The organism is Pedobacter glucosidilyticus DSM 23534 (assembly GCF_000425145.1).
Classification (GTDB): domain Bacteria; phylum Bacteroidota; class Bacteroidia; order Sphingobacteriales; family Sphingobacteriaceae; genus Pseudopedobacter; species Pseudopedobacter glucosidilyticus.
Genome location: NZ_KE384311.1, coordinates 326,688 through 341,135, shown reverse-complemented (window position 1 = coordinate 341,135; position 14,448 = coordinate 326,688). Strand labels below are relative to the sequence as shown.

Sequence of the window (14,448 nt, the reverse complement as noted above, 5' to 3'; positions counted from 1 at the left end):
GTTATGAAAAGATTAATTAATGCTTTACTGAGATATTTTATTAAAGGTTTATTGCTGATTTTACCTATGGGGGCTGCAATTTTAATCTTATTCTGGGCTTTTACCTCTTTAGATTCTATTTTAAATTTTAGTGATAGCTTTATAACCCACCCTAATACAGGTAAGCCACTTTACATACCAGGTCTGGGTATACTATCTGTCATCATCATTATTCTATTTTTTGGAATTATAGCTACTTATCTCATTACAGAGCCTATTTATAATTGGTTTGGGAAATGGCTTAACAAAATACCTGTTTTTAAATTCTTATACTCATCTGTAAAAGATATTACAGAAGCAATAGTTGGTGATGAAAAAAAATTAAATGAACCTGTTTTGGTAGAAGTTGCAGACGGGACAAAAAGAATTGGCTTTTTAACACAAAAGGATTTAAAGGTTTTAGGTTTAACCGATGAAGTAGCTGTTTATTTTCCGTGGTCTTATTCTTTTGCCGGCGAATTGGTTATTGTAAAAGCAGAAAAAGTTAAGCCATTACCTATATCGTCTTCACAAGCAATGAAATTTATAGTTTCTGGTGGGGTAAGCGCTTTACATGATTAATTTTTGAGCATATATTGATCAAAAAACTCTTTAGAAGATAAAACTTCTATCTCAGAAAAATAGAAATCTTCTTTATTTTCTGTAATGATGCATGAGCATTTTTTTTCTAAAGCTGCATAATATTCTAAGCCGTCTTCAAAATCATGTGATGCTTTGTTGATAAGTGCTTTCTGTACTGCTTCTGAAGTATTATCTGCAATTAAAATATACTCGCATAAAGTAGCTATCTTTTGTTTGGCTAAAGCAGATTTAGATTTTTTTTCAGCAAAGTAAAATGCTATTGCTAAGCAAACTGGAGATGTGTAAAGTTTGTATCTAGGCAGATTAGCCAAACTTAGAATCCGAGAAGAATAGGTAAATAAAGGATATTCTTTATTCAATACAGAAACTAGAATATTAGCATCAAGAAATATATTCATTTTCTTGATGCAAAAAAATCATCTTTAAGTTTTTTTGTGGAAGCTTTTTTTGTTTGATAGATAGCCTCACCTTCTGCAACGGCAGAAACCCAATCTGCAATGGGATAATCCTCTAATGATTTGTATTCTTTAGTGGTAATTTTGGTAAGTAAAAACTCTATTAGTCTTGATAAACTGATGTTGTTTTCAGCAGCATAAGCTTTAGCTTTTTTGATGATTTCTTCATCAAAAGAGAGTGTTATTTTTGTATCCATAACTTAGTAGAATGATAAACTCCCACAAAAGTAATACTTTATACGTGAAATAAAAATATCCTATACGTAAAATTTAATAAATCTCTCTTTTAGCTGCCGCTAAAGTATTTTTTAGTAAGCTTACGATTGTCATTAAGCCTACACCACCAGGTACAGGTGTAATATAAGAGCTCTTTGGCGCAACTCCATCAAAATCAACATCGCCAAATAATTTATATCCCGATTTAGTGGTTTCAGAGCTTTCTCTGTTCATGCCTACATCAATAATTACAGCACCTTCTTTAACCATATCGGCAGTAATAAAATTCTTCTTACCTATTGCAGCAATCAGAATATCAGCTTTTAAAGTAAAATCTTTAAGATTTTGTGTTCTGCTATGAGTTAAGGTAACCGTACAATTTCCAGGTTTAGCGTTTCTAGCCATCAAGATACTCATGGGGCTGCCTACGATATTACTTCTGCCAACAACAACACAATGTTTTCCAGCGGTTTCTATACCGTAATATTCCAACATCAGCATAATACCGTATGGTGTTGCAGGTAAAAAGCAAGGTAAATTACGCTGCATTCTGCCTAGGTTAATCGGATGAAAGCCATCCACATCTTTACGGTAATCAATAGCTTCTGTAATCACATCTGGGTTAATGTGTTTTGGCAAAGGAAGTTGAACGATAAAACCGTCTACTTCTTTGTCTTGATTTAATTCCTGTATTTTATTGAGTAACTCGGCTTCTGTTACTGTATTATCGTATCGGATTAAAGATGATTTAAACCCAACTTTTTCGCAGTTACGCATTTTGCTGGCTACATAAGTTTCACTTCCTCCATCATTACCAACTAAAACAGCTACTAAATGCGGTTTACGACCAGTTTTTTCTAAAAGTTCTGCTGCTTCTACAGCTATTTGTTTTTTAAGTTCTTCAGAAACTAATTTTCCGTCTAATAATATCATTTTAGTATTGGGTATTGAGTATTGAGTATTGAGTTCATCGCAATACTCAATACGCAAATCTATGTACTAATCTAGTTTTAAAACCGCCATAAACGCCGATTGTGGGATTTCTACGTTTCCAACCTGGCGCATACGTTTTTTACCTTTCTTCTGCTTTTCTAATAATTTACGTTTACGAGAAATATCACCACCATAACATTTTGCGGTAACATCTTTTCTTAACGCTCTAACGTTCTCACGAGCTATAATTTTAGCACCTATAGATGCTTGTATAGCAATTTCAAACTGTTGTCTTGGGATAAGTTCTCTTAATTTTTCGCATATTTTTTTACCAAAATCATAAGAATTACTTCTATGAATTAATGAAGATAAAGCATCAACATGCTCTCCGTTAAGCATAATATCTAGCTTTACTAAATCAGATTGTTTGTAGCCAATCTGGTGATAATCAAAAGAAGCGTAACCTTTAGAAATTGTTTTTAATCTATCATAAAAATCAAATACAATTTCACCCATTGGCATTTCAAAAACTAACTCAACACGGTCGGAAGTTAAATAGTGCTGGTTAACAATAACACCTCTTTTTTGGATACAAAGAGACATAACCGGGCCAACAAATTCTGCTTTTGTTATGATATTGGCTTTAATGTAAGGTTCTTCAACAAAATCAAGTTTTGAAGGGTCCGGTAATTCTGAAGGGTTATTTACTACGATAGGATCTCCTTTGGTCGAGTGTGCTATGTAAGAAACGTTAGGTACAGTTGTAATAACCGTCATATCAAATTCTCGCTCTAAACGCTCTTGGATAATTTCCATGTGTAGCATTCCTAAAAATCCGCAACGGAAACCGAATCCTAAAGCCGCAGAAGATTCTGGCTCGAAAACCAAAGAGGCATCATTCAATTGCAACTTGTGCATTGCCTCTCTAAGCTCTTCAAACTCATCCGTATCAACAGGGTAAATACCAGCAAAAACCATGGGTTTTACTTCCTCAAAACCTTGTATACCTTCAACAGGTTTATCTTTTAAAACAATGGTATCACCAACTTTAACTTCTCTTGCTTCTTTAATTCCAGAAATGATGTAACCTACATCACCAGTTTTGACAACATCTTTAGCTTGCGGGGTTAGTTTTAAAATACCAACTTCATCAGCAATATATTCTTTGCCAGTAGCCACAAACTTTACTTTATCGTTTTTCTTAATTTCGCCGTTTACAACTTTAAAATAAGCTATAATACCACGGAATGAATTAAAAACAGAATCGAAAATAAGCGCTTGAAGTGGTGCTTGAGGATCGCCTACAGGAGCAGGAACACGATTAATAACTGCTTCTAAAATAGCTTCGATACCTAATCCGGTTTTACCAGATGCAGGAATAATCTCATCTCTATCACAACCTATTAAATCAACAATCTGATCTTTTACTTCTTCTGGCATAGCACCAGGCAAATCCATCTTGTTTAAGATAGGGATGATATGTAAGTCTTGCTCTAAAGCTAAATAAAGGTTAGAAATGGTTTGTGCTTGAATACCTTGTGAGGCATCAACAATTAATAAAGCGCCTTCACAAGCAGCAATAGAACGGGAAACCTCGTAAGAAAAATCTACGTGACCTGGTGTATCAATCAGGTTTAAGATGTATTCTTGACCACCATACAAATAATTCATTTGTATAGCATGACTTTTAATGGTTATCCCACGTTCTCTTTCTAAATCCATATCATCTAGCAATTGGGCTTGCGCTTCACGCTGTGTAATGGTTTTAGTATATTCTAATAGTCTATCGGCCAGAGTACTCTTGCCATGATCTATATGTGCAATAATGCAAAAATTACGTATATGCTTCATATTGGAGAGCAAAGATAGATTTTTAGCTTCAAATAAATTATACAATTATGTTTAATAATCAATTAACTATTCTTGAGCTGTAAACTTTACAACCACGGGTAACTCAATATCTATATTTAAGCTTTCAATATGTTTTTCCTGAGGCAAATCATCATAACTTAAATACCTGTATTGTGAAATAAAAACTTCTTTAGGTTTTATAGTAAAGGCAGCATTTACCATGGGCGAGAAGCTAAAATAAGGCATGGTAGGGTGTAATCTAATAGGTTGCGGGTAAGCTAAATTCTGTGGAAAGCCAAACACCGTTAAACCAGCAGTTTTTCCATTCAATAATCCAAACGCCGATACATATTTAGCCGCTTTAGCATTAGCTGTAGCAACATCATCGCCGTTATTGGTTTTAATTTGCCACTTGTTTTGGTAATGCAGACTATCATCTATATTCCAGTGTTTAGACGCCCTGTAAGCCATTCCGCCGTAATGATATTTATTAACAAATAGCGTGTCTTTAGTTATGTTTTCTAATTCAGATACGATATCAAATAAGAACTTATTTTGAAAAGAATATATTCTAACGGTCCAAATTTCATCTAAAACAGCTCCATATTTTAAGCTATAATGTTGATGTTTTACTTTAAAACTGCTAAAAACCGGGCCTTCTTCAATAGCCAAAACTTCCGTATGTTTTACATTAGCCAATTTGCTGTGTTGATTCCAAAAATCATGTTTTTCACCTTTAAAAGTGGTATTGGTTAAAGCCATCATAATACCATGTTGGTGCATATGTCCTTTAGGAAAATCATCAGTTAAAACACTTCCATTAGGGCTGTAAAGCGGGTGAATAAAACCGCTTCTAGCATAATAATCAGGAAAGCCTTTAGGCGGATAAACCGTTTGTATATGATAATCAAAAAGTGTTTTATTAGCTATCTTAACTTGTACTTTTTTGGTGTCTTTTAAAATAGTAACAGTATTTTTAGCCTTAAGCTGATTTTTTATTACACTTATTTTATACGTCGCACTAGTTTGCGATTGCAATTCATCAGGTAAGATAAAAGTATAAGTATGATTTTCTTTTTGCTGTAAAATAGCTTTTTTACCTGTTTTTATATTTTCTAAATGATAAAGTTTTTGATTGTAAGATTTAGGTAATTCTAAGGTAATAATGCTTTGTTTTCTTGGGTACGAACCAGCATCAATTTTTATTTGTGATTCTTGAGCAAATACAGATGATGTAAAAAAGATAACTCCTAAAAACCCAAATAGCTTATTTTCAATTTTCATGATGATTTTTGTTAATCATCAAATTAAGTAGAAATTCTTGTAAAAAAAGAAAATGGATAGATAAGTCTGATCAAGGTCAGCTTAAATATCCATTTCTTATGCTTAGGGTACTTAAAAACCAAATCCTATAGCAATACCAGCTCTTAAACCAAAACCATCTATTGCACCATTAACTTCTGGTTCTCCGCTACCGTCATCTGCCTTAATTTTACCAGCATTGTAACTGGGGCCAAAGAATAAATCTAAAGTAAAACCACTTTTGTAAACCCACTGGCGACCCAAAACTGCTCCTCCGCCAAACGAAGTGTAAGAACCTTCGTTTATATCATCTTTAACTGTATAGTTTTGATAACGTAAAAAAGGACCAAAATACAGACCATTTAAAGCATTTGCTTTAGGATAATACCTAAGTTCGGGCGTAGTAGAAAAACCGGAAAATTTGGTTTCATCTAACTTTAAGCCTGTATAAGCAACACCCAATTGAAGCGATAAATTATCACTCATTTTGCGCTCATAAAATACAGATCCAATCCTGAAAAGAGCACTTAAAGGATTAATTTTAACAGTGTTGTTTACTTCCTGTGCAGAAAGTTTAGATGTTAGCATTCCGGTAAATACCAGTGCAACTAGTAAAGTTTTTTTCATTGTATAATTATTGATTCCTGTTAAGACGAAGTAACATCCTGAAACGTTACAAAAGAAATCAATTAAAGGCTATGTAGTTTTTCATATAAACAATTATACAGGCTAATATCCTACAAAAGCTGGAGAACTTGATACAAATAAGTGTGTCTTTTCGATTTTATTTTTGTACAAACCTGAAGCTTGTTTTTCTAGGCATTTAAGATATAAACCAAGTTCTGTAGTATGGGTAAATTACTAAGCCTTATCTTCGTATTCATAAGTTTAGAGATAGGTGCACAACCTTTATTACAAATTTATGGACTCAATGTTAATGATGCTAAACAGCCAGCAGGTATAAATCCTAAATATCTATTTTTTAGCTGGAAATTATTAGCTCAACAAAGAAATACCATTCAAACATCCTATCATATTTTAATTGCCGATGATTTGGCTCTTATAAATGAAAATAAAGCTAATGTTTGGGATTCTGGCGAGCAGTTAAGTTCAACATCTATCCAAATAAAATATAAAGGCAAAGCTTTACAAGCGGCAACAACTTATTACTGGAAAGTTTTAGTAAAAGATAATCATGGGAATATTGCAACAAGCAAAACCGCAAGTTTTCATACCGGATTATCCAATATAGAAGATTGGAAGGGTGCCAAATGGATTGCTTACGAACGTTTAACTGATTCTTTAGTAGATGTTTTACCCTTAGATAATAAAAAGGATAAGCATTTTGGAAGTAATGTTTTGCCTTTACTGAGGAAAGATTTTAAGGTTAAAAAGCAACTAGCGTCGGCGATGCTTTATATCAGCGGTTTAGGGCATTTTGAAGCAAGTATTAATGGTAACAAACAAGGCAATCATTTTTTAGATGCTGGTTGGGTAAAATACAATGAGGAAGCACTATACGTTACTTTTGATGTTAGCAAAGCCCTAAAAACTGGTAAAAATACCCTTGGTGTGATGTTGGGTAATGGTTTTTACTATGTACCACCAGTTAAAGGCCGATTTAGAAAGCTTAAAACAGCCTTCGGATACCCTAAAATGATGTGTCGTTTGGTACTAAAATATCAAGATGGTACAGAAGAAAATATTATTAGCGATGAAAAATGGCAAACCAGCCTAGGTCCAATCACTTTTTCAAGTATTTATGGTGGCGAAGATTATGATGCCCGTTTAGAACAAAAAGGCTGGGACAGTCCGCAGTTTAAAACTGATAAAAAGTGGAAAAATGTTTTAATTGTAGATGGCCCTCCGCAAGTAAAACCTCAGTTGGCAGAACCTTTACGTGTTTTTGAGAATTTTGATGCCAAACTCCTTCATCAATTAAACAATAAAGAATGGGTGTATGATTTAGGTCAGAATGCCTCAGGTATCATCAATATAAAAGTTCAAGGTAAGAGAGGTGATACGGTTAGAATTTACGCTTCAGAATTATTAAAAGATTTAAAAGCTAATCAAAAACCAACTGGCAGTCCTTTTTATTTCGAGTATGTCTTAAAAGGTGATGGTGTGGAAGAATGGCAACCTCGTTTTACCTATTACGGTTTTAGATATTTACAAGTTAAAGGTGCTGCACCCAAAGGTACTTACACAGCTTTACCTCAATTATTAGCATTAAAAGGTCTACATATTAGAAATTCGGCAGCTAGGGTCGGAAATTTTACATCATCAAATACTTTGTTTAATCAAACTAATACATTAATAGATTGGGCTATAAAGAGCAATATGATGAGCGTTTTTACTGATTGCCCACACCGCGAAAAATTAGGCTGGTTAGAGCAATCTCACCTCATGATTTCTTCTGTTATGTACAATTTTGATGTTGCTACTTTAGCCTCAAAAGTGGTTGATGATATCATTTCATCACAATTAGATGATGGTTTAATCCCAGAAATAGCTCCAGAATATGTGAAATTTACTTGGGGTGGCGATATGTTTAGAGACTCGCCAGAGTGGGGTAGTACAGGCATTATTTTACCGTGGTATTTATATAAATGGTACGGCAATAAACAAGTTTTAGAAAAGGCTTATCCAAGCATGCAACGTTACATTACTTACCTAAAAAGTAAAGCAGATGGTCATATTTTAAAGCAAGGTTTAGGAGATTGGTATGATATAGGTCCAGAGCGACCAGGCGTATCGCAGCAAACCCCAAAAGGCCTAACTGGTACAGCTATTTACTATTACGATTTAAATATCTTACAACAAATAGCCCTTTTATTGGGTAAACCCGATGATGCAAAGCAATATCAAGAGCTAGCTAAAGAAGTAAAAACAGCATTTAACAAAACCTTCTTTAATCCAGAAAATAAGCAGTATGCTACAGGTAGTCAGGCAGCAAATGCTATGGCTTTATACATGAATTTGGTAGATGAGTCCAACCGAGCAGCAGTTTTAGAAAATTTAATTCAGGATATCCGTAAAAGGCATAATGCTTTAACAGCCGGAGATATTGGCTACCGCTATGTCTTAAGAGTGCTTGAAGAAGCTGGCCGTTCTGATGTTATTTTTGATATGAACAGCCGTTCTGATGTGCCGGGTTATGGTTACCAGATAGCAAAGGGAGCTACAGCTTTAACAGAAAGCTGGCAAGCTTTGCCAGATGTTTCTAACAATCATTTTATGCTTGGCCATTTAATGGAATGGTTTTATAGTGGTTTGGCAGGCATAAGGCAAGAAGAAGAATCTGTTGCTTTTAATAAGATAAAGATTTATCCCGTTGTAGTTGGCGATGTCACATCAGCGGAAGCTGTGTATGAGTCTTCTTATGGTTTAATCAAATCATCGTGGAAAAAGAATTCTCAAAATTTCCAATTGCATATAGAAATTCCTGTAAATACAACAGCCCTCATTTATCTGCCGAAAGGCAAAACAAATAAAATTTTTGAAGCTAGAAAGGATATTTCAACCGATATAAATATTATTAATCAAGGTGTTGAGGGTGATCGTGTGGTTTTAAAAGTAGGTTCAGGAAGCTATCAATTTACTATCGAATGAGAAGAATAAGTCTGTTTATCACCACCATAATTTTTGCTATCAATGCGCTTAAAGCACAAGATAAAAGTGTTTCAAAGGCAGAAATGCAAGCCATTTATGAAGCAGTAAAAACCCCATACAAATATGGTTTGGTGCTTACTACGGCGTCTAAAGAGAAAAAAATAGATTGCCCAACCATTTACCGTAAAGCAGGTAAGTGGTACATAACTTATTTGGTTTTTGATGGTATAGGTTACGAAACTTGGTTGGCTAGCAGCACCAATCTTTTGCAGTGGGAAACTTTGGGTAAGCAGCTTTCTTTTAGTGATGATAACCGTTGGGATGCACACCAGAAAGCGGGTTATAATGCTTTAGTTGATACCAAATGGGGTGGTAATTATAAACTACACCGTTTCAAGGGTAAATATTGGATGTCTTATTTCGGAGGAAACAGCAAAGGCTACGAGCCTGAGCCTTTGTCTATCGGGATGGCTTATACTTCTAAAAACCCAAGCAAAGCACATGAATGGGAAAGATTAGCAAAGCCAGTTTTAAGCTCATCTGATGCCGATGTACGCTGGTGGGAAAACCGTAATAAGTTATTTAAAAGCTCTGTTATAGAAGATAAAAAGCGTTTAACCGGACATCGTTTTGTGATGTATTACAACGCAGTTGGAGATTCTTTAGTAAATAACAAGAAAACCCGTTGGTATGAGCGTATTGGGATGGCTGTTTCTGACGATATGGTAAGTTGGAAGCGTTTTCAGAAAAATCCAGTTGTTCATCATCCGGTAGGAATTACCGGAGATGGTGTTATTCAAAAAATGGGAGATACTTACGTGATGTTCTATTTCGGGGCATTTTGGCAAGATAGAAACGGTGCTTTTAACCGTTTTGCAGCCTCTAAAGATTTAGTGAACTGGACAGATTGGGAAGGCGAAAATCTCATACAATCATCAGAACCTTACGACGAATTATATGCTCATAAATCTTGGGTTTTAAAGTATAAAGGCATTGTTTATCATTTCTATTGTGCTGTTAATAAAGCTGGTGATAGGGGTATAGCTGTGGCCACATCCAAAGATTTAGGGAAAAGTAATATCAATTTTAAAGCCGATTAATCCATCATCATGAAGAAACTCTGGAGCCTTATTTTTATTCTTAGTTTATACACTCAGGTTTTTGCACAGCCTCGTACACAAATAAATTTCAATTACGATTGGAAGTTTAAGCTAGACGATGAGCCAGAAGCAAAAAATATAGCTTTTAATGATGATGCTTGGCGTAAATTAAATTTGCCTCATGATTGGAGCATCGAGGCTGATTTTGCTGAAGAGCACCCCGCAACCAATCAAGGCGGTGCTTTACCGGGCGGTATTGCTTGGTATCGTAAAACGTTTAAAACACCAGCTAATACCCAGAATAAAACAGTTTCTATACAATTTGATGGTGTTTATCAGCATAGCGAAGTTTGGATAAATGGCGTGTTTTTAGGAAAAAGACCAAACGGCTATATCTCTTTTCAATATGATATTACGCCGCATTTAAAACCAGCAAATCAAGAAAATATCATCGCCGTAAGGGTAAACAATAGCCAGCAGCCAAACTCTAGATGGTACAGTGGCTCGGGCATTTACAGAAATGTAAAATTGCTGATTACTAACCCAATAGCTATTGCGCAACATGGTGTTTTTGTAACCACACCACAAGTTTCTGCCAATGAAGCTACGCTAAAACATCAGCTACAGCTAGAAAATATCAGTACTTTAAAATCACCGCTAGAAGTAGAAGTAAAAGTTTTAAATGCAAAAGGCAAACTGGTTGCTCGTAACATTCAAACGGTACCGGTTAATCAATTAAGCGGAATCATCACACAAAATCTAAATGTTAAAAATCCTGCTTTATGGTCGCCACAAGAGCCTAATTTGTATCAGGTCATCACCAAAGTATATCAAAACAAAGTATTGGTAGACGAGCTAAAGACGACCACCGGAATTAGAAGTTTTAGGTTTGATGTTAAGAACGGTTTTTACTTAAATGATATGCCTACAAAAATTCTAGGAGTTTGTCTGCATCATGATTTAGGTGCTATAGGCGCTACTGTAAATGTTAGAGCTATGGAAAGGCAATTAGAAATACTGAAAGCCATGGGGACAAATGCTATAAGAACAGCGCACAACCCACCAGCACCAGAGTTTTTAGATTTATGCGATAAAATGGGCTTCTTGGTAATGGATGAAGCTTTTGATATGTGGAAGAAACGCAAAAATAAGTTTGATTATCACCGAGATTTTGAAGAGTGGCATGAACGTGATTTAGCCGATTTAGTAAAAAGAGACCGCAACCATCCATCGGTTTTTATGTGGAGCATTGGTAACGAGATTAGAGAACAATTTGATAGTACCGGAACTAAAATAGCAGCCAACTTGAGCAAAATTGTAAAACTGCATGACAATACCCGGCCAGTTACCACCGCTTTAACAGAGACAGAGCCTGCAAAAAACTTCATCTGGAAAAGCAATGCTTTAGATGTTTTAGGCTTCAACTATAAATATTTTGATTATGATAGCTTACCAAAACGTTTTGGCGATATTCCTTTAATTGCTGCAGAAACAACATCGGCATTACAAACCCGTGGGGTTTATGATTTAGCCGATACCTTACGTTTATGGCCAGCAAGCTCTAAAGATAAATTTGTGGTAAATGGCAACCCAGATTATACCGTAACCGCTTATGATAATGTTGCCGCTTATTGGGGTACCAGTCATGAAAAAGCTTGGAAAGCGGTAAAAGACAGAAATTTCATGTCGGGCATTTTTGTGTGGACAGGTTTTGATTATTTGGGCGAACCCGTTCCTTATGATTTCCCCGCCAGAAGCTCTTATTATGGCATTATAGATCTAGCAGGTTTTCCTAAAGATGTATATTACATGTACCAAAGCGAGTGGACAAACCAGCCTGTTTTACATCTTTTACCGCATTGGAATTGGCAAGCTGGAAAAGTGGTAGATGTTTGGGCTTATTATAACCAGGCTGATGAAGTTGAACTATTTTTGAATGGTAAATCTTTAGGTAAAAAAGCTAAAACTACTGATGAATTGCATGTTTCGTGGAAAGTTCCTTTTGAGGCAGGTACATTAAAAGCCATTTCTTATCTAAATGGTAAAGTTGTTTTAGAGAAAGAGATTCGTACTGCTGGCGCTCCACACCATATTGTTTTAAATGTAGATAGAAATAAGCTTAACGCTGATGGAAACGACTTGGCTTTTGTTACCGCAACATTGGTAGACGAGGCAGGTACAATCATCCCATATGCAGATAATCTTATCAAATTTACCCTTAGTGGAGCAGGGCAAATTGCAGGAACAGATAACGGTTATCAGGCCGATTTAAGCTCACTAAGTAAACCTAATCGTAAACTTTGGAAAGGTAAAGCTTTAGCCGTTGTAAAAGCTAGTCAGCATGCCGGTAAAATAGTTTTAACCGCTGAGGCGGATGGCTTTAAACCGGTAAGTATAAACATCAAAACTAAATAAGATGATCAAAACGAAATTTATAGCAGCTTTTGCGGTATTCATCCTTCATCATCATTTTATTGCTGCTACAGAAATTTTTGTATCCCCGAAAGGGAATAACCAAAATAAAGGAACAAAAGAGCAGCCTTTAGCTAGTTTAGATGCTGCTTTAAGACAAGCAAGAGAATTAAGACGATTAAAAAATCCGGCTATAAAAGATGGTATTACCATTTACCTAGAAGGTGGAGTTTACCAGTTAGAGCAGCCTGTTTTTATCAGACCAGAAGATTCTGGAACGGCACAATCGCCAACCATTATCAAATCTTTAGGTAAACAACAAGCTATTTTAAGTGGCGGTATCAACATCCAAAACTGGAAAAAAGTAACAAGTAAAATAGCAGGCTTGCCAGCAATAGCGCAAGGAAATGTTTATGTGGCTGATGTGCCTGTCATCGCTGATAATGCGATAGATTTTAGGCAGTTATGGGTAGGGGGCGAGAAAGCTACCAGGGCAAAAAGTACCCCAGATGTTAAAATGGATAGAATTTTAGCTTGGAATAAAGCCACAGAAAGCTGTACCATAGAAATTCCAAAATCGGGTTTAAAATATGCTCCTGGCATGGAAATGTTTATCCACCAATGGTGGGCAATAGCTGTTCTTAGAATTAAAAGTATACAAACAAAAGGCAATCAAGCCGAGTTGTTTTTTTACCAACCAGAAAGTAAAATACAATCAGAACACCCTTGGCCAGCCCCTTGGATTTCTAAAGAAACCGGAAACTCGGCTTATTACCTCAGTAATGCTTTAGCGTTTTTAGATGAACCCGGCGAATGGTTTTTAGATAAAGCCAACAGAAAAATTTATTACTGGCCAAAAGCAAATCAGCAGCTTAATAAAACCGAAGTTATAGCACCTGTTCTAGAAAATTTAGTGCAAATAAAAGGTACAGCTGAGCAGCCTGTAAGTCATGTAAAGTTTGATAATATTGCTTTCCAATACAGCAATTGGTTACGTCCGTCGCAGCAAGGGCATGTGCCTTTGCAAGCTGGCTTGTTTCTTTTGGATGCCTATAAATTAAAAATCCCTGGAACGCCAGATAAAGCAGGTCTAGAAAACCAAGCTTGGGTAGGCCGACCAAAAGCGGCTGTAGAAGCAGCTTATACAACAGCTACCAGCTTTCAAAATTGCCGTTTTCAATACCTTTCTTCTATCGGTTTAGACTACCAAAGAGGCAATTTGCAAGATACTATCAATGGCAATTTATTTAAAGATATTGGTGGCTCGGCCATTTTAGCCGGTGTTTTTTCTGATGAAGCTATGGAAGCCCATTTGCCTTATCAGCCTAAAGATGAAAGAGAGCTAACCCAAAATTTACAAATTACCAATAACCTCATTACCAATGTAACTCACGAGGATTGGGGTTGTGTAGGTATTGGAGCTGGTTTTGTGAAAGGAATTAACATCGCTTACAATGAAATTAATGAGGTTTCTTATACTGGAATCTCCGTAGGTTGGGGTTGGACAAAAACCATCAACACCATGAGCAATAATCGCATACATGCTAATAAAATACATCATTATGCTAAACATTTGTATGATGTTGCTGGGTTTTATACTTTATCGGCCCAGCCAGGTTCTAGCATCACAGAAAATGTGGTTGATAGTATTTACAAAGCACCTTATGCCCATTTACCAGAGCATTGGTTTTATTTCTATACCGATGAAGGAACGAGTTATTTTACCGTAAAAGACAATTGGTGTCCGGCAGAGAAATTCCTGCAAAACGCCAACGGTCCTAATAACATATGGATAAATAATGGCCCTATGGTTAAAACAGAAATTAAGCAGGCGGCTGGCTTACAAAAATCATATCAACACCTTTTAAAAGAGCAAGTTGCAGCAGATAAACGTTGGGAAATTAATTTTTATAATGATGCTAAAAAGTAGTTTTTTAAAGTACATA

Annotated in this window: 11 protein-coding genes; 5 read left to right on the top strand and 6 right to left on the bottom strand. The window is 35.7% G+C overall.

What is annotated here, in order from left to right:
• The first annotated feature begins 3 nt into the window (after window positions 1–3).
• The gene (locus H510_RS0114515) at window positions 4–600 is read left to right on the top strand and encodes a DUF502 domain-containing protein (RefSeq protein WP_026904977.1); all 597 of its coding nucleotides are present in this window, start codon (window positions 4–6) and stop codon (window positions 598–600) included.
• On the opposite strand, the gene H510_RS0114510 is transcribed toward H510_RS0114515, so the two are convergent.
• The 6 genes from H510_RS0114510 to H510_RS0114485 all read right to left on the bottom strand — a co-directional run bounded on the left by H510_RS0114510 (window position 597) and on the right by H510_RS0114485 (window position 6,005).
• Entirely contained in the window at window positions 597–1,019 is a 423-nt protein-coding gene (locus H510_RS0114510; protein WP_026904976.1) for a type II toxin-antitoxin system VapC family toxin, read from the bottom strand. The two genes, H510_RS0114515 and H510_RS0114510, sit on opposite strands and share 4 nt — an antisense overlap.
• Entirely contained in the window at window positions 1,016–1,273 is a 258-nt protein-coding gene (locus H510_RS0114505; RefSeq protein ID WP_026904975.1) for a DUF6364 family protein, read from the bottom strand. The genes H510_RS0114510 and H510_RS0114505 overlap by 4 nt, the downstream gene beginning before the upstream one ends.
• Before the next feature lie 73 nt (window positions 1,274–1,346).
• Window positions 1,347–2,225, bottom strand: a complete 879-nt coding sequence (locus tag H510_RS0114500; protein ID WP_026904974.1) for a bifunctional 5,10-methylenetetrahydrofolate dehydrogenase/5,10-methenyltetrahydrofolate cyclohydrolase — start codon at window positions 2,223–2,225, stop codon at window positions 1,347–1,349.
• A 66-nt stretch (window positions 2,226–2,291) separates the two neighbouring features.
• On the bottom strand, window positions 2,292–4,076 hold the full coding sequence (gene lepA / locus H510_RS0114495) for a translation elongation factor 4 (RefSeq protein WP_026904973.1): 1,785 nt from the start codon (window positions 4,074–4,076) through the stop codon (window positions 2,292–2,294).
• 66 nt (window positions 4,077–4,142) lie between these two features.
• Window positions 4,143–5,360, bottom strand: a complete 1,218-nt coding sequence (locus tag H510_RS19040; protein WP_051291261.1) for a DUF6807 domain-containing protein — start codon at window positions 5,358–5,360, stop codon at window positions 4,143–4,145.
• A 111-nt stretch (window positions 5,361–5,471) separates the two neighbouring features.
• A complete protein-coding gene (locus H510_RS0114485) occupies window positions 5,472–6,005 on the bottom strand; it encodes a DUF3575 domain-containing protein (RefSeq protein WP_026904972.1) in 534 nt (177 codons plus the stop codon).
• Between the two features lie 222 nt (window positions 6,006–6,227).
• On the opposite strand from H510_RS0114485, the gene H510_RS0114480 reads away from it, so the two are divergent.
• Genes H510_RS0114480 through H510_RS19035 form a run of 4 tightly spaced genes read left to right on the top strand, consistent with a single transcriptional unit; the run spans window position 6,228 to window position 14,432 of the window.
• Window positions 6,228–8,990, top strand: a complete 2,763-nt coding sequence (locus tag H510_RS0114480; protein ID WP_026904971.1) for an alpha-L-rhamnosidase — start codon at window positions 6,228–6,230, stop codon at window positions 8,988–8,990.
• Window positions 8,987–10,090, top strand: coding sequence for a glycoside hydrolase family protein (locus H510_RS0114475; RefSeq protein ID WP_026904970.1), 1,104 nt, complete (start codon window positions 8,987–8,989; stop codon window positions 10,088–10,090). The genes H510_RS0114480 and H510_RS0114475 overlap by 4 nt, the downstream gene beginning before the upstream one ends.
• Window positions 10,091–10,099: 9 nt before the next feature.
• Complete coding sequence (locus H510_RS0114470; protein WP_026904969.1) at window positions 10,100–12,505, top strand: glycoside hydrolase family 2 TIM barrel-domain containing protein; 2,406 nt, start codon at window positions 10,100–10,102, stop codon at window positions 12,503–12,505.
• A 1-nt stretch (window position 12,506) separates the two neighbouring features.
• Complete coding sequence (locus H510_RS19035) at window positions 12,507–14,432, top strand: right-handed parallel beta-helix repeat-containing protein (protein WP_051291259.1); 1,926 nt, start codon at window positions 12,507–12,509, stop codon at window positions 14,430–14,432.
• The last annotated feature ends 16 nt before the right edge of the window (window positions 14,433–14,448 follow it).

What these genes read in the sequence shown, in the direction of transcription:
- H510_RS0114515 (WP_026904977.1), top strand. Translation starts at nt 4, where the DNA reads ATGAAAAGATTAATTAATGCTTTACTGAGATATTTTATTAAAGGTTTA.
- H510_RS0114510 (WP_026904976.1), bottom strand. Translation starts at nt 1,019, where the DNA reads ATGAATATATTTCTTGATGCTAATATTCTAGTTTCTGTATTGAATAAA.
- H510_RS0114505 (WP_026904975.1), bottom strand. Translation starts at nt 1,273, where the DNA reads ATGGATACAAAAATAACACTCTCTTTTGATGAAGAAATCATCAAAAAA.
- H510_RS0114500 (WP_026904974.1), bottom strand. Translation starts at nt 2,225, where the DNA reads ATGATATTATTAGACGGAAAATTAGTTTCTGAAGAACTTAAAAAACAA.
- lepA (WP_026904973.1), bottom strand. Translation starts at nt 4,076, where the DNA reads ATGAAGCATATACGTAATTTTTGCATTATTGCACATATAGATCATGGC.
- H510_RS19040 (WP_051291261.1), bottom strand. Translation starts at nt 5,360, where the DNA reads ATGAAAATTGAAAATAAGCTATTTGGGTTTTTAGGAGTTATCTTTTTT.
- H510_RS0114485 (WP_026904972.1), bottom strand. Translation starts at nt 6,005, where the DNA reads ATGAAAAAAACTTTACTAGTTGCACTGGTATTTACCGGAATGCTAACA.
- H510_RS0114480 (WP_026904971.1), top strand. Translation starts at nt 6,228, where the DNA reads ATGGGTAAATTACTAAGCCTTATCTTCGTATTCATAAGTTTAGAGATA.
- H510_RS0114475 (WP_026904970.1), top strand. Translation starts at nt 8,987, where the DNA reads ATGAGAAGAATAAGTCTGTTTATCACCACCATAATTTTTGCTATCAAT.
- H510_RS0114470 (WP_026904969.1), top strand. Translation starts at nt 10,100, where the DNA reads ATGAAGAAACTCTGGAGCCTTATTTTTATTCTTAGTTTATACACTCAG.
- H510_RS19035 (WP_051291259.1), top strand. Translation starts at nt 12,507, where the DNA reads ATGATCAAAACGAAATTTATAGCAGCTTTTGCGGTATTCATCCTTCAT.